The sequence below is a fragment of the Jeotgalibacillus alimentarius genome (genome assembly GCF_000829445.1).
Lineage (GTDB): Bacteria > Bacillota > Bacilli > Bacillales > Jeotgalibacillaceae > Jeotgalibacillus > Jeotgalibacillus alimentarius.
In genome coordinates this window covers 265,304-284,671 of the sequence record NZ_JXRQ01000017.1, presented here as the reverse complement: position 1 = coordinate 284,671, position 19,368 = coordinate 265,304, and the positions used below count along the sequence as shown (strand labels likewise).

Genomic DNA, 19,368 nt, shown 5'->3' with positions numbered 1-19,368 from the left:
GTTTATCCCACCATTCCCATTAAGTATACAACCGTGAAGATGAATACCCAGACAACGTCAATGAAGTGCCAGTAAAGAGAAGCTACAAAGAACTTCGGTGCGTTGTAAAGGTTCAATCCACGCTTGGCGTTACGTACAAGCAGTAGTGTGAACCAGCCAAGTCCTATAACTACGTGGGCTCCGTGGAAGCCTACAAGTGTATAGAAAGCTGAACCGAACGCACTGCTTGTAAATGTGTGATGAAATTCATGAACATAGTGATTGAACTCATAAATTTCAAAACAGAGGAATGCAAGTCCAAGGAGTACTGTAATCAGTAACCATGTCTGCATCTTCTGGTAGTTATGATTTTTCATATGGTACATTGCATACACGCTTGTTAATGAAGATGTTAACAGCAGCATCGTCATAATGAATACAAGCGGCAGTTCAAACATATCTGCTGCCAGGTAATGATCATTGCTTGGAACCTTATCCTTTAAGGCAAGATATGTTGCAAAAAGTGTTGCGAATAATACAGTTTCCCCGCCAAGGAACAGCCAGAAACCCAAAAACTTATTTTTACCTTCAAGGGTAGTTTTTTCAGGAGATTCAGGCCACGTGCGAGCCGTGTATTTTTTATTCATATCCATTACTCCCTACCCCCTTTATCATGGTCATCCATCAGTTCTTCTTTATGGATATGGTAGCCATGATCATCTTTAAGTGATCTGACAGCCATTGAACCAATCGTGATACCCATACCAATAATCAGTACAGGAAGTGACCATACATAATCTGCTCCGTCAGAAGCTCTCCAGTCAATCTGATACATTGCACCAAAAGCAGCAATGAAAAGACCAAGTGACATAACAAATGGAATGAATGAACTGTTAGGCATGTGAATGTCACCAAGCGGTTCAGCAGGTGTCATTTCAGTACGGCCTTCCATTTTTTCAATCCAAAGCGGATCAAGTCCACGCACTAACGGAAGCTGCTTGAAGTTGTAGTAAGGAGGTGGTGATGAAATCGCCCATTCAAGCGTACGTCCATCTCCCCATGGGTCGTTACCAACACGAACATTTTTAACCTGTGTAATGATTACGTTAGCTAACAGTACAATGACAGCTACAGCCATGAAGAATGCACCGACTGTACTGATCATATTGAATAGATCTAACCCCTGGTTAGGAAGGTACTTCCAGATACGACGTGGCATACCCATCAAACCAAGGAAATGCTGGATAAAGAACGTACCGTGGAAACCGATCAGGAATAACCAGAACGTAATTTTACCAAGTGTTTCATTCAGCATTGTACCGAACATTTTAGGCCAGTAGAAATGTGTACCGGCAAGAAGTCCAAGTACTACCCCACCGATGATTACATAGTGGAAGTGAGCTACTACGAAATAAGAATCGTGGTACTGATAGTCAGCTGGAGCAGATGCAAGCATAACCCCTGTAACACCACCGGCTACGAATGAAGGAATGAATGCAACAGCGTAAAGCATTGGCGTTGTAAAACGGATGCTTCCTCCCCACATTGTGAGAAGCCAGTTAAAGATTTTAACCCCTGTCGGCACTGCAATCGCCATTGTTGCAACAGCGAAGATCGCGTTTGCCGTTGGTCCAAGACCTGTTGTAAACATATGGTGCGCCCATACCATGAATCCTAAGAAGCCGATCAGGACTGTTGCGAATACCATCGCAGCATAACCGAACAGACGCTTTTTAGAGAATGTTGAAATAATATCTGAGAAAATACCAAACGCCGGCAGAATCAGAATGTATACTTCCGGGTGACCGAAGATCCAGAATAAGTGCTCCCAGATAATCGTATTTCCTCCCATAGTTACATCGAAGAAATTCGCGCCGAACATTCTGTCAAACAGCATCAGGAACAGCCCTACAGTAAGTGGAGGGAATGCAAATAAAATAAGTGCTGATGCAACGAATGTTGACCAAGTGAAAAGCGGCATACGCATGTAAGTCATGCCTGGTGCCCGCATATTAATAATCGTTACCAGGAAGTTAATCCCGGCAATCAGTGTCCCGGCACCGGATATCTGGAGCCCGAGAACATAAAAGTCGATCCCGTGACCATCAGAAGCAATTGACAGTGATGCATAAGATGTCCACCCTGCATCAGGTGCTCCACCAAGGAACCATGAAAGGTTCAGGAAAATTCCCCCGAAGAAGAAAAGCCAGAATCCCAGTGAGTTCAAAAATGGGAAAGCAACGTCACGTGCTCCGATTTGTAAAGGAACAACTGCGTTCATAAATGCAAATAATAGCGGCATGGCTGCCAGGAAAATCATGGTTGTTCCATGCATGGTAAGTAGTTCATTATAAAATCCTGCTGACACAAAGTCGTTGTCAGGAACAGCAAGCTGAATACGGATCAGCATTGCTTCAATACCGCCAACCAGGAAGAAAAATCCGCCGGATACAAGATAAAGAATAGCGATTTTCTTGTGGTCGACCGTTGTGAGGTAGTCCCATAGGACAGCTAAGAAACCTCTTTTTTCAGCAACGGTACTCACTAAGTATACCTCCCTTAGAAATCAAATTATTCATTGTTAACTTTTAAGCTCATTAAGAATTCAGTCAGTGCATCTAAATCTTCATCCGATAAATCATCCTGATTATAAACCGGCATTTCATTACCCGGCTTTAGATCAGGTGAATTACGAATCCAGTTTTTGATATTTTCAGCCTGAACTTCTTCTGAATCCTTGTTATCAAGAATTCCAGCCACATGCTCACGTTCACCGAACGTAGTCAGGTTTGGTCCGCTTGAAGTTCCGATCTGCTGAGTAGGGTTTATCGCGTGACAACCGATACAGCCAGTGTCTTCAAAGACAGCATAGCCATCTGCTACAGTGTCGCTTTCAAACTGCTGTTCAGCTTCACCGGCTTCCTGCATTGCAGTAACCCACTGATTGAAATCTTCTTCACCCATAGTCTTTACTTTGAAGTCCATTAAGGCATGAGAAGGACCACAAAGCTCAGCACATTTACCATAGAATAAATTATTCGCTTCTTCAGCGCGTTCGCTGTCAAAGCTGAGATAGAACTTGTTCATATTATCAACGTTAGTATCAATCTTACCCCCTACTGCAGGGATCCAGAAAGAGTGCTTAACATCAGAAGCAATTACATTAAAGTATACATTCTGATCAGTTGGTACAACTAACTCCTGTGCAGTAACGATTCCCTGATCCGGATAAGAGAACTCCCACCAGTAAAGGTTCGCGCGCACGTCAACTACAAGTGCTTCTCTGTTACCTTCTTCATCTTCAGCTTCCGCTCCTGACTGATCGCCAAGTTCGAAAGTTAATGCAACAGTTGGTACTGCAAGAATAAGAAGAAGAATAATTGGAATAACAGTCCAGATTACTTCAAGTCTGTGACTTCCTTCTACCTGTTTTGGAATAAAATCTTCACCTAATTTTGAGCGGCGGAACCTAGTTACAGCAATCACGTATACAATTGATACGACGATAATTACTAAAACCATGATCGCTACACTCAGCATCATCAGGTTAAATTGCTTCTGTGCTACTTCACCCGCAGGCTGAAGCGCTGACAGAAACGGCTCTCCACAGCCGGAAAGAATAAACGCCATTGCTGCCACAAGCGGCAGAAAACGCCATTTCTTAAGCCCATTTTTCATAGCTTCATTAAACCCCTCTTTCATTTGAATATTCTTGATGTTGGAGACTCTCTATATGGATTTCTCTTGAGAAAGAATTCCCTAAATAAATGTAAGAATGACCATACCTGTAAACATGATTGTCAGGTAATTTAATGAATAAACAAACATCATTGTTGCCCATTTGTGGTCATCTTTTGTTTTGTATCCTTTAATTGCCAGCGCCAGCCAGCCAATATTAAGCACGGTCGCAAGGACAATAAAAGCGGTACCAAGTTCCGACAATAAAAATGGCAGCGGAAACAAAGCAACTACCCAAAGGAGCATTGAAAACTTTGTTCTTGCAAACCCTTTTACAACCGGTAGCATAGGTACTCCGGCAGCTCGATATTCATTTACCCTCCTCATTGCAATTGCATAAAAATGAGGCGGCTGCCACACAAACATAATTAAAAACAGTGCAAATGGAATCGCTCCAAGCGACGGGTCAATTGCTGCCCATCCGATCAGTGGAGGAACTGCACCGGAAATGCTGCCGACAATTGTATTGCTGGCATACTTTCTTTTTGTCCACATTGAATAAAGAACAACATAGCTGAAAACTCCGAATAATCCTATTAAACCGGCCATTGGGGTTGTCATAAACAACATAATTTCACCAAAAATTACAAACCCGATTCCAAGGCCCAGCGCTCTTACAGGTGCCACCCGTCCAGTTACAGTCGGACGATTTTTTGTTCTTTCCATTAATGGATCGATATCACGGTCTATGTAATTATTAATGCTGCAAGAGCCCGCGACTACAAGTGATGATCCGATTAATGTTAAAAACATGGTGTCAATTGAACTGAGAAATTGCGTACCGGTAAAATACATTGCCAGCCATAACCCTGTGAATGCTGTAATAAAGTTTGAATTGACAATACCGATTTTTATCAGAGCGAGGAAATCCTTCCAAGCAGTTGTTTCAGAAAAATCTGCCTCTTTTACAGCCGACACTACTCGACTATTTGACACACTTTCCCCTCCTCTCCAAACTTGCTAATACATTATACTACATCTACTATAAAGGATAGCGAACATGATTTCTATATTTAAAATGAAATTCAGACAACTTCTGAAATTAAGCGTTTAAATAAATGTAACAATTCCTTCACATCTTTTGCTTCCATCTGTGTTATGTACTATTTCTATATAGTATTGCAATGTGAAAATTGTTTGTCTTTCGCGTTTAATAATATTCGTTTTTTACACAAAAAAGGTACACCTCCCGATTATTCTGTACCATAATAGACATTACGAGAATGTTAAAAAACGCACGTTTCGTGTGAATTGTATAAGTAGGTGAATGTTGTTGCAATCAAAGGGTTTAAAAATACTAGGGGTCGTTACGACACTTGTCATGCTGATGGTATTACTTGGCGGCGCATTGGTAACTAAAACTGATTCTGGCCAGGGTTGCGGTCAGTCATTCCCACTCTGTCATGGACAAATCATTCCGGATCAGCTGGAAATCGAGACAATTATTGAACTTTCTCACCGCGTGGTTTCAGCCGGTGCAGGATTTCTTGTTTTAGCTTTATCAATATGGTCTTGGCGTGCAATGGGGCATATCAGAGAAACGAATTTTCTGGCAATACTGGCTTTTTTCTTTTTAATGCTTCAGGCTCTATTAGGAGCAGGGGCAGTTGTATGGGGGCATTCTGATATCATTCTGGCTGCTCATTTTGGCATTTCACTCATTTCATTTGCAGCAGTACTGCTCCTTACACTTCTGATCTTTGAAGTTGATAAGAAGTTTGACGCTTACAAGCTGGTTATTGATAAAAGAATCAGACGGCATACTTATGGATTAATGATTTACATCTTTGCTGTCGTCTATTCAGGAGCTTTCGTCCGTCATACAGAAGCAAGTCTGGCATGTCCTGACTGGCCATTTTGTGTCAATTCAGCTCCGGGTGACCTTTCACTGAATTCAATTCAGTGGATTCAAATGGGACATCGAATGGCAGCTGCTTTTATTTTCATCTGGATTATTTATGTGGCAATCATTGCGATCAAACATTACAAGCATCAGAAAGTTGTCTATTACGGGTGGATCATTGCGCTCGCACTTGTAACAGGACAGGTGATCACAGGTGCATTCGTAGTCGTCACTAAGATGAACCTGCTCGTCGCGTTATCTCACGCACTGATTATTTCTTTATTGTTCGGTTTATTGAGTTATTTCATCCTGCTGATCTCAAGAAGTAAAATAAACAGTAAAAAAGAAAGTTGAGCATAATCGCTCAACTTTCTTTTTATGTTAACTGTCTTTTTTCAATCTGATCATCAGGTCTCCAGGTGAGAGTGACTCTCCGCTTTCGACGCAGACTTCTTCTACTGTACCGTCAAATGGTGCCTGTACTGTCGTCTCCATTTTCATTGCTTCTGTAATAATCAGGTGTTCACCTTTTTCTACCTGATCTCCAACTGAAACAACTACCTGAATAACTGTACCAGGCATTGTTGCACCCAGCTCTTCAGGATTCGATGGATCAACCTTCTGCTTGACTGCCACAGTTGATTTAATGCTTTCATCCTTAATCACAATTTCACGCTGCTGACCATTCAGATCAAAGTAAAGTACTCTTGTACCATCTGCTCTTGCTTCTCCAATAGAAACCAGTTTCAGAATCAGCGTTTTACCTGTTTCGATTTCAACCTCAATTTCTTCATTTAACTTCATTCCATAGAAGAAAGTAGGTGTATCAATCACGGAAACGTCACCAAATTGTGCAGCCGTATCAGTGAACTCTTTAAATACTTTAGGATACAGCGCATGTGCCAGCGCATCAAAGCTTGTAACCGGACGACCCAGTTCATGGAACAGCTCTTCTTTCAGGTTATCAAAATCAACCGGCTCCATCAGTTCACCCGGTCTTACAGTGATCGGTTCTTTGCCTTTCAAAATGACCTTCTGCAGATCTTCAGGAAAACCGCCGTGTGGCTGACCAAGATATCCTGAGAATAGTTCAATCACAGAATCCGGGAAGTCAATAGAATTTCCTTTTTCAATGACAGATTGTTCATCGAGGTCATTTTGAACCATAAAGAGTGCCATATCCCCTACAACTTTGGAAGACGGCGTTACTTTTACGATATCACCAAACATCTGGTTTACCCGTGCATACATCTCTTTCACTTCTTCCCAGCGTGCACCCAGGCCAACAGCTTTCGCCTGTTGCTGAAGGTTTGAATACTGACCGCCAGGCATTTCATGCTTATAGATTTCTGAATGAGGCGAGTTCATTCCGCTCTCAAAAGGAGCATAGTATTTACGCACATCTTCCCAGTAATGAGACAGTGTTTGTGAGTGTTCTACGTCCAGCTTTAATTGTCTCGTATTTCCCTTCAATGCATAAGCAAGTGAGCTTGCACTTGGCTGGGAAGTAAGACCGCTCATCGCACCGAGTGCAGTATCAACAATATCCACACCCGCTTCAATTGCACGGGCATATTGGAAGATACCATTACCGCTCGTATCATGTGTATGAAGGTGAATTGGCAGATCTACAGTATCCTTCAGTTCAGAAATCAGTCGATAAGCAGCTTCAGGCTTAAGAAGTCCGGCCATATCTTTAATCGCGAGGATATGTGCCCCCTGATTTTCAAGCTCTTTAGCTAGTGATTTATAGTAATCTGTATCGTATTTTGTACGTGTTGGATCTAAAATGTCCCCAGTATAGCAGATTGCCGCTTCAGCAACTTTCCCAGAATCACGGACTGCCTGTATAGCAGTTTCCATACCTTCAACCCAGTTAAGGCTGTCAAAGATTCTGAATACATCAATACCTGCATAAGCAGAGCGTTTTACAAATTCCTGGATCACATTATCCGGATAGTTTTTGTATCCTACAGCATTTGACGCGCGCAGCAGCATCTGGAACATGACATTTGGAATTTTTTCACGCAGCGTCAGCAGTCTCATCCACGGATCTTCTTTCAGGAAGCGGTAGGCAACATCGAAAGTTGCGCCACCCCACATTTCAAACGAAAACAATTCATTCTGCATGCGTGCTGATGCATCAGCAATATTTTTCAGATCAACTGTTCTGACGCGGGTTGCGAGCAGTGACTGGTGTGCATCACGGAAAGTTGTATCTGTAACAAGTACATCATCCTGCTCCTTTACCCACTCTTTCAAACCATCAGCGCCTCTTTCATCAAGAATCTGTTTTGTACCTGCAGGCGGCTGTTCCAGCAGGTTTACTTTCGGAATTCTCGGCTTACCGAAGTCCGGCTTTTCCCCGCGATCTACGCCTGGAAAACCGTTTACTGTCACATTACCGATATAAGCAAGCATTTTTGTTCCTCTGTCTTTTCGCTTAGGGAAAAGGAAGAGCTCAGGTGTATGATCAATAAATGATGTGTCATACTCCCCGCTTAAGAACTTCTCATGCTTAACGACATTTTCAAGAAACGGAATATTTGTTTTGATTCCCCGAATACGGAATTCTTGTAAATTTCTGACCATTTTAGCTGCAGCTTGTTCAAAAGTCAGTGCCCACGTTGATACTTTCACTAATAGTGAATCGTAATGCGCAGAAATTTCTGCTCCCTGATATCCATTTCCGGCATCCAGACGAACGCCGAAGCCGCCGCCTGAACGGTAAGCCATAATACGTCCTGAATCCGGCATAAATCCGTTTAACGGATCTTCCGTTGTAACACGTGACTGAATCGCAAATCCATTCAGCTGAACGTCTTCCTGCTTTGGTATATTTACTTTTGGACTATGCAGCGTGTGTCCTTCTGCAATCAGCAGCTGAGACTGCACAATATCAACACCGGTAATCATTTCAGTAATCGTATGTTCAACTTGAACACGTGGATTAACTTCAATAAAGAAAAACTCATTATTTGCTACGAGAAACTCTACTGTACCTGCATTCAGATAAGACACGTTATTCGCGAGCTTAACTGCTGCATCACAGATTTTATCCCGAAGTCCATCAGGAAGTGAAACTGAGGGAGCAATTTCGACAACTTTCTGGTGACGCCTTTGAATAGAGCAGTCACGTTCATAAAGGTGTATGATCTCGCCTTCGTGATCCCCAAGAATCTGCACTTCAATATGCTTAGGGTTTTCAATAAATTTCTCTACATATACCTCGTCATTACCAAAAGCAGCCTTCGCTTCCGATTTTGCGCGGTCATAGGATTCTTTGACATCGCTTGCCGAGCGGACAATTCTCATTCCACGGCCGCCTCCGCCTAAAGATGCTTTAATAATAAATGGGAACCCGTGTTTTTCACCGAATGCCTGTACTTCCTCAAGGCTTTCGACAGGACCGTCACTGCCTGGAATTACCGGTATTTCAGCATTAATTGCCTGCTGTCTGGCTTTTACTTTGTCACCGAACATATCAAGGTGTTCTGAAGTTGGTCCGACAAATGTAATTCCTTCTTCTTCACAGCGTCTTGCAAAGTGAATATTTTCCGAAAGGAATCCATAACCGGGATGGATTGCATCTACATTTGCTCTTTTTGCAATTTCAATAATGCCTTCAATGTCCAGGTAAGCATCAATCGGCTTTTTCCCTTCACCTACGAGGTAGGCTTCATCCGCTTTAAAGCGGTGGAATGATCCGCTGTCCTCTTTAGAGTATACCGCAACTGTACGGATGTTCAGTTCCGTACAGGCGCGAAATACCCTGATTGCAATTTCTCCTCTGTTAGCTACTAGTACCTTATTAATTTTTTTCATAATGATCCTCCTTCATGATGTCAAACTTCTAGCGATATAATCTAGCTGTGTTCTTTTCATTCATTGAAGATGTCTTACTATTTTTAACCGGTACACTCTGTTTTTCTTTTGCGAAATATTTTTCCTCATATCTGACAAACATAGCCACATTCATCAGCAGCCCCATTGATAAAGATAAAAGAATCAGTGACGACCCGCCATAACTGATAAACGGCAGCGGCACTCCTGTTATTGGAATCAAACCGGACATTCCGCCAAGATTGATAAAGGTCTGAATACCGATCATGCTGGATATACCAATGGCCAGCATTTTTCCAAATTGGTTCCGGCACCGCAGACCAATTCTGATTCCTTTAAGAACAATATAGGCAAGACCAAGCAGGACGAACCCGACACCGAATATGCCAAGCTCTTCAGCAATGATGGCCATGATAAAGTCAGTATGCGGCTCAGGCAGGAAACCGAGCTTCTGTATACTCTGACCGAGTCCGCTTCCCCACAGCCCGCCGTTTCCTATTGCATAATAAGAGCCGACAAGCTGCCAGCCGTTATCACTAATATGAGCAAACGGATCCTGGTACGCTGCAATCCTTCCAAGGCGCTCTTCAGAAAAAATATTGGAGAATGTATTCCGGCTAATTAAAAATAGTAATCCTGCAATTACAGCGATTACTCCGCCTGCAAGCCCGGCAAGCTTCAGCATGCTTTTCACTTTCATGCCTGATGCGATAATCACACTCATACCGATCGCAAATATAATGGCAGCAGTTCCGAAATCAGGTTCGGCAGCAACCAGAAAACATGCAGCAATAAGCATGACAATCGGCGGCATAACCCCTTTGTTAAATTCATCAATGTAAGACTGTTTTTTTGCATACACTGCTGAGAGATAAACGATCATCCCAAGCTTGGCGAATTCTGCAGGTTGCAGCTGAAAACCCGGAAGCATGATCCAGCTTTGTGCATTGTTTACTTCAGATCCAAATATATGTACGGCAATCAGTAGCACAAACATCAGCCCAAAAATGATTTTGAGCATCATTCCCTCCTTATATAACTTATAAGGAATTAATGCCATCACTGTAAATCCTATTACCCCAATGATCAGATTTCTAAGCTGTTTCATATAGAAAAAATCCGGGCTCTGGTCAAGGATTTCTACTGCATACACCATTCCTGCACTGTAAACCATGACAACCCCGAAAACTCCTAAGAGTATGTATACAGCCATCAATGAATAATCGTATGACCTGAACATTCTTTTCAGAATGGTCGACATTCTTATCAGTCCCATCTGTATATTTATTCAACAGGAAATGTGTAAAATCCTCTTTTTTTGATATAAAAAAACTCAAACAATCTGAAAAGTTTGTTTGAGCGGTTGAAAGTTATTTATTGGTAAAAGCATCATGGAGCGTTGACATTTCTTTTTCAAGTGAGTCAATTAATGTCTTTCCATCTGCTTCATCCACAAGCCCGAGCCTGACGGCGAATTCTATTTCACGGGATAACCCAAACATTTGCGTATCTAATACCTCTTCATACAATGGACACTGGGGCATCGTTAAGTTATCCATTTGAACTTTGATTAGCTGCGCTATTTTTTCGGCATCTTTACGTAAAAGCTCATAGGCTTTTTCACGATGGTCAATTCTCATTTCTGATGTCACACTGATCCCCCCAATCCATTCAGTTTTCATGCGATACATCATAGCTGCTTAACCTAAAGTGTAGCGTTTTATCATCAAAATTGCAAGCAGCGTCTTGCTCATTTAACGTGTTTTACGATATGTGACACAATTAATATTAAGATGTATACTCAGAAGACAGATCTTAAGGGGGATATGAATCATGAATAATATTATACCAATTTCAGGCCGGGTTAAATTCCAGCTGACGATAGACCCGAGTGTATGGATTTTTGATGAAAGAAAAATTGACCTTACGACTTATTTTGATGAAGAACGGGTGGAAATAGACGAGATTGAACAATATTCAAAAGCTGTCGCTGAACACTTCTCAAGAGAAATTAAAGAAGGGGCCGAAATCCCCAAACCTGTCTCACCGGCAAAAAAGAAAACCCAGAAAGAAACGTTGCTAAACGGCACTTTTGGTATTAAAATGAAGCCTTTTATTAAAAATGCAGAACCAGAAGCAGGCGCTGAAAAAGTGATGATCTCCACCGCTGATGGTGTTCATTCATTTTCAATGGAAGAAGCAGGGGAATTGATTTTGGCTTTCTCGAAAAACGGAAAGCCGCTCCGCGAAGATGGTCCCGTTCACATTTTATTTGAAGATGGTTCTAACAGAGACAATCCGATTAAAAACGTTCGAAAAATTACAATCTCCTGATACGCTAAAAGCACTGACCCGGTCAGTGCTTTTTTAACTCCTCCATGACCTGCTGATCAAGGTTTCTTGCAGCCTGCTCATCATAGGTTTTTGCAAATGCCGGCTCTGTAATGATTTTAGCTCCGTAAAACATCACATCTCTTACTTCAGCAATATCAAGCCGGATTATCGACAGGCCGATCGGCACATCAGCCGTGGACTGTCCTGCAACTACCGCTTTTCCACTAATTGAATATGTGCTTCCGCCTGCAATAATAGAGAGTGAACAAAGCGGCTGTTTTTCTATGTTCTGAATGATTCTCGAGCGGTGATCCACTGCGAATATAATCGTTGATTCGTCTTTTGCATGTACCCATGACAGTGATGCGATGTTCGTACCGCCGGATTCTGCGTCTACAGTTGCAAGCTGGACAAACCGTTCGTGTAAAAATTCTTCATACAGCCCCGGCGTCAGGTGATCTTCAACTCTGTTAGCCATATCATCACTTCCTTTCTGATTTATTATACAGCAGATTTTCTAACCGTAACAGTTCACCGTGCACACATGTTATACTATTAGATATATACCCTGTGGAAAAGGAGCTTGACTAATGAGAGTAAAATGTTTTTTATGCGATAAAATTGAATCAATTGAAGACTTCAGTCCACTGGCTAAAAAGCTCCGCAACCGTCCGATCCATACCTATCTTTGCGAAGAGTGTAACAGCCGGATTGAAACCAAAACAAAAAAACGAATTGCTACAGGTAATTTCAAACAATACAAAAGTTCAAGAAAAATTGAAAAAGAATTTTAATAAAACCCTAAAGCCGGCCGGCTTTAGGGTTTTATACATCAAATAATCAACTTGCGCTTCGGTTCTTTCACTTCCCCGGCTAATTCAATACATTTGCCGAGTTTAGCTGCATCAAAATTTCCGCCGCTTACTATAACGCCAGTCTGGCCTGAAAAAGGAGCCAGTGTATTACTCAGAAGCGCGGCAATGCCGGCTGCTCCTGCGCCTTCTACCATCATCTTCTCTCTTTCAAGCATGAACAGGATTGCTTTGGCAATTTCTCCTTCAGTCACTGTTACCATATCATCGACATATTTATTGATGATCGAAGTTGTCAGCTTCCCTGGAGACTTCACTTTAATACCTTCAGCGATCGTCGGAAGAAATGGTACTTCACTGCTTGCCTGACCAAAGAAAGATGCTGCTATGGCAGGTGCTGAAGCAGATTGTACGCCAATTACTTTTACAGAAGGCTTCAACGCTTTAACAGCAAGCGCTGTGCCGGCAAGTAACCCTCCCCCGCCTGCAGGAACAAATATTCTTTCGAGGTGCGGACACTGCTGCAGCATTTCAAGCGCTGCAGTAGCCTGGCCTTCGATGATTTTCAGATCATCAAAAGGGTGAATAAATACAGCACCGGTTTCCTCCTGTTTTTTGCATGCGGCTGCATACGCTTCATCAAAAGATTCACCGGTCAGCACGACTTCAGCACCGTATTCACGTGTTGCATTTACTTTTGTTTCAGGGGTTGAAAGCGGCATGAAGATCGTAACATCCACACCTTTTTTCTTACCTGCAAGTGCAACACCCTGGGCATGATTGCCTGCTGATGCTGCAATAATTCCTCTTTTACATTCAAGCTCAGTCAGTGAGGCTACTTTATTCATTGCACCTCTGACTTTAAATGAACCTGTTTTCTGAAGGTTTTCAAGCTTCATAAATACCTGCTGTCCTGTTACTTTATTCAGTGTGTCAGACTGTTTACATGGCGTTCTGTGAACATAGCTGCTCAGTTCTTCTGCTGCGTCAAATAATGCGCTCGTGTTATAGAAATTCCCAAGTTGATCATCCTCTCATTGTAATTAGACGTGCGATTCTTCATATTTCCTGATAGCATCTTCATACTGAAATGTAATAGAAATTTCATCCCAGCCATTCAGTAACATCTGTTTCCAGTAAGGATCAATATCAAAATGCCAGGTGTGCCCACCACAGCTCACTGTCTGTGATTCAAGATCCACTGCAGCGGATTTTCCTTCTTTCCCTGCCTGGATCACCCGGTCAGCTTCTTCAAGTCTGATGGCAAGGATACCATTTTTCACACAATTATTGTAGAAAATATCTGCAAAAGATGGTGCAATAATCACTTTAAATCCATAGTCCTGAAGTGACCACGGTGCATGCTCTCTTGATGAGCCGCAGCCAAAGTTTTCTCCTGCTGCAAGAATCTCAGAATTTTTATAAGCAGGGTGATTTAAAATGAAATCCTCATTCGGAGTCCCATCTTCATTAAATCGCCACCCATAAAAGAGAAACTGACCAAATCCGGTGCGTTCAATTCTTTTCAGGAACTGCTTGGGTATAATCTGATCCGTATCAACATTGATACGATCAAGTGGTGCAATACTGCTTGTTAGCTTTTTTACCGGCTCCATCAACTTCCCTCCTTACGCGTAAACATTCATCTTTCGGACATCTGTGAACTTGCCTGTGACTGCAGCAGCTGCAGCCATCGCAGGACTGACCAGGTGCGTTCTTGCTCCCGCCCCCTGCCTGCCTTCGAAATTACGGTTAGAAGTAGAAGCACATCTTTCACCGGCAGGTACAATATCATCATTCATCGCCAGGCACATACTGCATCCTGACTCCCGCCACTCAAATCCGGCATCTTTGAATACCTGATCAAGTCCTTCTTCTTCAGCTTTCATTTTAACCGTAAATGAACCGGGTACAACGATTGCTGTGACATTTTCATGTACCTTCTTACCTTCAATTACCTTAGCTGCAGCTCTCAAGTCACCGATCCGTGAATTTGTACAGGACCCAATGAATACATGCTGAATTTCAATGTCGGTAATCGGCATTCCCTCTGATAGATCCATATAGGCTAGTGCCTGCTTTAACTCCTCTTTTTTTGAGTTTTGCGTATAGTCTTCAGCAGTTGGCACATGAGCTGATATTCCGGATCCCATTGACGGGTTCGTGCCCCATGTTACAAATGGCTCAATCTCATCAGCGTGGATGGTCAGCGTTTTATCATAGACCGCGCCTTCTTCTGTCGCATAGCTAAGCCATTTTTCTTTCAGCTCTTCATATTGATCGGCGGGCACGTAGGCGCGGTTTTTCAAAAATTCAGCTGTTGTTTCATCAGGACTGATCAGACCTGCACGGGCACCAGCTTCAATGGACATGTTACACACCGTCATGCGCTCTTCCATTGACATCTTCCTGATTGCATCTCCGGTATACTCAACGACATATCCTGTACCAGCGTCTACTCCGAACTTTGAAATAATGGCAAGAATGACGTCTTTGGCAGTAACACCAAATCCGAGGTCTCCCTCTACTTTGATTTCCATTGTCTTCGGCTTGGACTGCCATAGTGTCTGCGTTGACAGCACATGTTCCACTTCACTTGTACCGATGCCAAATGCAAGAGCACCGAATGCTCCGTGAGTAGAGGTGTGGCTGTCTCCGCATACAATGGTTTTGCCAGGCTGGGTCAGACCAAGCTCCGGCCCAATAACATGAACAATTCCCTGATCCGGATGATGCATATGAGCAAGTGGTATACCGAATTCCTTACAGTTATCTGCAAGAGTATTCATCTGCTGCTTTGACACCGGATCTTTAATGACTTCACGATTTTTTGTAGGTACGTTATGATCCATTGTGGCGAAGCTTAAATCAGGTCTTCTGACTTTTCTTCCTTTTAATCTTAAGCCTTCAAATGCCTGCGGTGATGTCACTTCATGAATCAGGTGCAGGTCAATATAGAGAAGGTCCGGTTTATTCTCTTCTTCATATACGATATGGTCGTTCCAAACTTTTTCAATAATCGTCTTCGCCATAAGACTGTTCCCTCCTCACTTATACATAAGCAGACATGATATGGTCTGATACCAGCTCTCTTTCAAGCTCTTCAATCACTTTATCTGCAAAAGCAGAAGTTGTCAGTACGCGGTGTCCCGACTTCTGCACATCAGTTGTACAATAACCATCGTCAAATACGCTGTATACAGCTGTTTCAACTGCTGATGCTTCTGTTTCCATTCCAAATGAGTACTTCAGCATCATCGCAACTGACAGAATTGCAGCTGACGGGTTTGCAATATTCATTCCTGCAATGTCTGGTGCTGACCCGTGTACCGGTTCATATAGTCCAAAGCCGTCTGAACGGATACTTGCTGATGGCAGCATACCCAGTGAGCCTGTCAGCACAGAAGCTTCATCACTCAGGATATCTCCGAAAAGATTTTCTGTGACAACAACGTCAAATGACCCCGGCTGGGTGATCAGCTTCATCGCTGCTGCATCAACAAGCAAATGTTCAACTTCAACATCAGGGTAGTGGGCTTTCTTCTCTTCTACCACTTCTCTCCAAAGCTTACTTGTTTCAAGTACATTTGCTTTATCAACTGACGTTACTTTTCCTTTTCTCAAACGTGCAAGTTCAAATCCCTGTTCAACAATCCGTTCGATTTCCTCCCGTGAATAGGTCAGGGAATCAACCGCACCGTTATGTGTTTTTCTTTTTGGTTCACCGAAATAAAGGCCGCCTGTCAATTCCCTGACAATCATCATATCTACATCTTTTGATAGATGATCTTTCAGTGGGGATGCTTCGCTCATTCCCTTAACGGCTTTTACTGGTCTAAGGTTGGCAAATAGACCAAAGTGCTTTCTGATGCCCAGAAGCCCTTTCTCCGGACGGAGTTCTGAAGGATTCTGGTCCCATTTAGGACCGCCAACTGCCCCAAGCAGGACAGCATCACTTTTCTCACATGCATCAATTGTTTCTTTCGGCAGAGGATAACCTGTCTCATCAATAGCAATTCCGCCGATCAGCCCTTTTTTAACCTCAAATGTATGGTCAAATCTCCGTCCAACCGACTGGAGAACTTTCACTGCTGCTTCTGTTACTTCCTGTCCGACTCCGTCTCCATGCAGAACTGCTACTGTTTTTTTCATGATAATTCCTCCCCTGTGTTATACAGTTTTTGCGTAAGATCTTTTACGTTCATTAACAAGCTGACGATTGATTGCGTTAAGATAAGCTTTAGCTGACGCTTCCAGCACATCCTGCGCTACGTCACGACCTGTTGTTGACTTTCCGTTATACGTCATATTCACAACTGCTTCTCCCAGTGCATCCCGCCCTTTACCAATAGAAGTAACACGGTAATCGAGCAAATGAACTTTCCCCTGAACAAGCCGTTCAAGTGTATTACAAATGGCTTCTACACTTCCTGATCCGGTAGATGCTTCCTGCAACAGATCGCCTTCAGGTGAGATGACTGATACTGAAGCTGTCGGGATACTTCCATTCCCGTATTGAACCTGCACTGATTTTAATTCATATACAGGCACTTCTTCTTCCTGGATCTGCTGATCTGTAAGCAGCACATACAGATCGTCTTCTGAAATTTCTTTTTTCTTATCAGCAAGTGCTTTAAACGCTTTAAATGCTTCAGTAATTTTTTCGTCGCTTAACTCAAATCCGAGTGCGATAGCCTTATCTTTAAAAGCATGTCGTCCTGAATGCTTGCCAAGTACGATCTGAGTGGAATTTTCACCGATGAGTTCAGGTGTGATAATCTCATAAGTCGTACGCTCTTTCAGCATGCCATCCTGATGAATACCTGATTCATGAGCAAAGGCATTTTTACCGACTACTGCTTTGTTTGCCTGAATCGCCATACCTGTAAGCTGACTGACAAGCTGACTGGTACGCTTGATTTCATCAAGTTTCACATCAGTACCGAATGTGAATTTATCTTTCCGGATATGAAGGGCTACAGCCAGTTCTTCAAGTGCAGCATTTCCTGCACGCTCACCAAGGCCGTTAATTGTGCCTTCAACCTGATCTGCACCGTTTTCAATCGCTGCAATCGTGTTGGCAACCGCCATACCAAGATCGTTGTGACAATGGGCTGACAGCTTCACACGGTCAATACCTGGTACGTTTTCTTTCAGGTGTCTGAACATCGCACCGTATTCTGAAGGTGTCGCATATCCAACCGTATCAGGCAGGTTAATTGTCGTTGCACCAGCTTTAATGACTTCTCTTACGACTCTGACCAGGAAATCCGGATCTGATCTGAAAGCATCCTCAGCTGACCATTGAACCAGTGGAAAGTTCTTTTTCGCATATTTCACTGATTCTACTGCAATATCAACTACCTGATCAGGTGTTTTCTTTAATTTGTGAGTCATATGAATCGGTGATGTAGCCAGAAAAATATGAATATGCGGCTGTTCACCGTATTTCAGCGCTTCCCAGGAAGTATCAATATCACTTTTTACTGATCTTGCAAGTCCTGTAACAATTGAGCCTTTGACCGTCTGAGCGATTTTTTTCACTGCTTCAAAATCACCCTGTGATGAAGCAGGAAACCCTGCTTCAATCACATCAGCATTGAACCGCTCAAGCTGTCTGGCAATTTCAAGTTTTTCGGCTGTATTCAGATTAATTCCTGCTGACTGTTCACCGTCTCTCAGCGTTGTATCAAAAACATCAATTTTTCGCACTCACAACCACTTCCTTCTGTTTTTCTTTTCCTGCTTTAACAAATGGCATCATGCTGCGCAGCTCTCGACCCACCTTTTCGATCTGATGTTCGTTCTCACGATTTGCAATTGCTGTGAATTCAGGGCGATTCAGCTGATTCTCAAGCAGCCATCCTTTAGCAAATTTGCCGTCCTGGATATCTGTCAGAATATCTTTCATGCGTTTTTTCGTGTCAGCATCCACAACACGAGGGCCTGATACGAAGTCTCCCCACTGTGCAGTGTCAGAGATTGAATATCTCATGCCGCTCATGCCATCTTCATACATCAAGTCTACGATCAGCTTCAGCTCGTGCAGACATTCGAAGTATGCCAGTTCCGGCTGATATCCTGCTTCTACGAGTGTTTCAAATCCTGCTTTTACTAATGAAGTAAGTCCCCCACAAAGTACTGCCTGTTCTCCGAATAGATCTGTTTCAGTTTCTTCTTTAAATGTTGTCTCAAGTACGCCGGCACGTGCGCTTCCGATTCCTTTTGCGTAAGCCAGTGCTGTTTCTGCAGCATGACCTGACTGATCCTGATAAACTGCGAACAGTGCCGGAACACCTGCGCCTGATTCAAATGTTCTGCGGACAAGGTGACCAGGACCTTTTGGAGCAACAAGGAATACATCTACATCAGCCGGTGGTACGATCTGGTTAAAATGTACGTTGAACCCGTGTGCAAAGACGAGTGACTTTCCAGCACGCAGTCCAGGTTTGATTTCTTCTTCATAAACTTGAGTTTGTCTTTCGTCCGGAAGAAGAACCATGATGATATCTGCTTCTTCTGCAGCATCTCTAACTGTTTTTACCTCCAGTCCATCCTGTTCAGCCTGCTCCCACGACTTTCCTCTTCTTACACCGACAACTACGTCATGGCCGGTTTCTTTCAGGTTTTGAGCGTGTGCATGACCTTGTGAACCGTACCCGATTACTGCAACTTTCTTACCTTCTAGTGAGCTGTTGATGTCCTGATTGTAATAAACTTTTACCATAATAAATTCCTCCAGTGTGTGTATGAGTTTTTAGTTTTTATATCACGCTGAATTCCTCTGTGGAGACTCAGCTGAGGTTTTATGCTGTTCTT

The 19,368-nt window shown here is 42.9% G+C and carries 17 protein-coding genes; 3 read left to right on the top strand and 14 right to left on the bottom strand.

Going from position 1 to position 19,368, the window contains the following annotated elements; translation table 11 throughout:
- Positions 1–2: 2 nt before the first annotated feature.
- The 4 genes from KP77_RS08570 to cyoE all read right to left on the bottom strand — a co-directional run bounded on the left by KP77_RS08570 (position 3) and on the right by cyoE (position 4,653).
- Positions 3–632, bottom strand: a complete 630-nt coding sequence (locus KP77_RS08570) for a cytochrome (ubi)quinol oxidase subunit III (RefSeq protein ID WP_041122286.1) — start codon at positions 630–632, stop codon at positions 3–5.
- Positions 632–2,524: a cytochrome c oxidase subunit I gene (gene ctaD, locus KP77_RS08565; RefSeq protein ID WP_041122285.1), complete on the bottom strand. Its 1,893-nt coding sequence runs from the start codon at positions 2,522–2,524 to the stop codon at positions 632–634. Before ctaD ends, KP77_RS08570 begins: the two co-directional genes overlap by 1 nt.
- Positions 2,525–2,550: 26 nt before the next feature.
- Positions 2,551–3,657 carry a cytochrome c oxidase subunit II gene (coxB, locus tag KP77_RS08560; protein WP_041122534.1) on the bottom strand — a complete coding sequence of 369 codons (1,107 nt, stop codon included), beginning with the start codon at positions 3,655–3,657 and terminating at the stop codon, positions 2,551–2,553.
- 81 nt (positions 3,658–3,738) lie between these two features.
- Positions 3,739–4,653, bottom strand: coding sequence for a heme o synthase (gene cyoE, locus KP77_RS08555; RefSeq protein WP_041122284.1), 915 nt, complete (start codon positions 4,651–4,653; stop codon positions 3,739–3,741).
- A gap of 337 nt (positions 4,654–4,990) precedes the next feature.
- Between cyoE and KP77_RS08550 the strand changes: the two genes are divergently transcribed.
- Positions 4,991–5,914: a COX15/CtaA family protein gene (locus KP77_RS08550; RefSeq protein ID WP_268747461.1), complete on the top strand. Its 924-nt coding sequence runs from the start codon at positions 4,991–4,993 to the stop codon at positions 5,912–5,914.
- Between the two features lie 27 nt (positions 5,915–5,941).
- Here KP77_RS08550 and pyc read toward each other — a convergent pair whose 3' ends face one another.
- The 3 genes from pyc to KP77_RS08535 all read right to left on the bottom strand — a co-directional run bounded on the left by pyc (position 5,942) and on the right by KP77_RS08535 (position 11,055).
- Positions 5,942–9,385, bottom strand: a complete 3,444-nt coding sequence (gene pyc, locus KP77_RS08545) for a pyruvate carboxylase (protein WP_041122282.1) — start codon at positions 9,383–9,385, stop codon at positions 5,942–5,944.
- Positions 9,386–9,413: 28 nt separating this feature from the next.
- Positions 9,414–10,655 carry an FtsW/RodA/SpoVE family cell cycle protein gene (locus tag KP77_RS08540; RefSeq protein WP_052474060.1) on the bottom strand — a complete coding sequence of 414 codons (1,242 nt, stop codon included), beginning with the start codon at positions 10,653–10,655 and terminating at the stop codon, positions 9,414–9,416.
- Between the two features lie 118 nt (positions 10,656–10,773).
- Positions 10,774–11,055, bottom strand: a complete 282-nt coding sequence (locus tag KP77_RS08535; protein WP_041122532.1) for a YlaN family protein — start codon at positions 11,053–11,055, stop codon at positions 10,774–10,776.
- A gap of 181 nt (positions 11,056–11,236) precedes the next feature.
- Between KP77_RS08535 and KP77_RS08530 the strand changes: the two genes are divergently transcribed.
- Positions 11,237–11,737 carry a hypothetical protein gene (locus tag KP77_RS08530; protein WP_041122281.1) on the top strand — a complete coding sequence of 167 codons (501 nt, stop codon included), beginning with the start codon at positions 11,237–11,239 and terminating at the stop codon, positions 11,735–11,737.
- A 22-nt stretch (positions 11,738–11,759) separates the two neighbouring features.
- On the opposite strand, the gene KP77_RS08525 is transcribed toward KP77_RS08530, so the two are convergent.
- Entirely contained in the window at positions 11,760–12,215 is a 456-nt protein-coding gene (locus KP77_RS08525; protein ID WP_041122280.1) for a pyridoxamine 5'-phosphate oxidase family protein, read from the bottom strand.
- 112 nt (positions 12,216–12,327) lie between these two features.
- Between KP77_RS08525 and KP77_RS08520 the strand changes: the two genes are divergently transcribed.
- Positions 12,328–12,531: a YlaI family protein gene (locus KP77_RS08520; protein ID WP_041122279.1), complete on the top strand. Its 204-nt coding sequence runs from the start codon at positions 12,328–12,330 to the stop codon at positions 12,529–12,531.
- A 38-nt stretch (positions 12,532–12,569) separates the two neighbouring features.
- Here the strand turns inward: KP77_RS08520 and KP77_RS08515 are convergent, their stop codons facing one another.
- The 6 genes from KP77_RS08515 to ilvC form a co-directional block, all read right to left on the bottom strand.
- Positions 12,570–13,523 (bottom strand): threonine ammonia-lyase, encoded by a 954-nt coding sequence (locus KP77_RS08515; protein WP_084218640.1) that lies wholly within the window; start codon positions 13,521–13,523, stop codon positions 12,570–12,572.
- 69 nt (positions 13,524–13,592) lie between these two features.
- Positions 13,593–14,165, bottom strand: a complete 573-nt coding sequence (gene leuD, locus KP77_RS08510) for a 3-isopropylmalate dehydratase small subunit (protein ID WP_041122277.1) — start codon at positions 14,163–14,165, stop codon at positions 13,593–13,595.
- 12 nt (positions 14,166–14,177) lie between these two features.
- Positions 14,178–15,581: a 3-isopropylmalate dehydratase large subunit gene (gene leuC / locus KP77_RS08505; RefSeq protein WP_041122276.1), complete on the bottom strand. Its 1,404-nt coding sequence runs from the start codon at positions 15,579–15,581 to the stop codon at positions 14,178–14,180.
- Positions 15,582–15,600: 19 nt separating this feature from the next.
- Positions 15,601–16,701 carry a 3-isopropylmalate dehydrogenase gene (gene leuB / locus KP77_RS08500; protein ID WP_041122275.1) on the bottom strand — a complete coding sequence of 367 codons (1,101 nt, stop codon included), beginning with the start codon at positions 16,699–16,701 and terminating at the stop codon, positions 15,601–15,603.
- A gap of 18 nt (positions 16,702–16,719) precedes the next feature.
- The gene (locus KP77_RS08495; protein WP_041122274.1) at positions 16,720–18,261 is read right to left on the bottom strand and encodes a 2-isopropylmalate synthase; all 1,542 of its coding nucleotides are present in this window, start codon (positions 18,259–18,261) and stop codon (positions 16,720–16,722) included.
- Entirely contained in the window at positions 18,248–19,276 is a 1,029-nt protein-coding gene (gene ilvC / locus KP77_RS08490) for a ketol-acid reductoisomerase (RefSeq protein WP_041122273.1), read from the bottom strand. Before ilvC ends, KP77_RS08495 begins: the two co-directional genes overlap by 14 nt.
- Between the last annotated feature and the right edge of the window lie 92 nt (positions 19,277–19,368).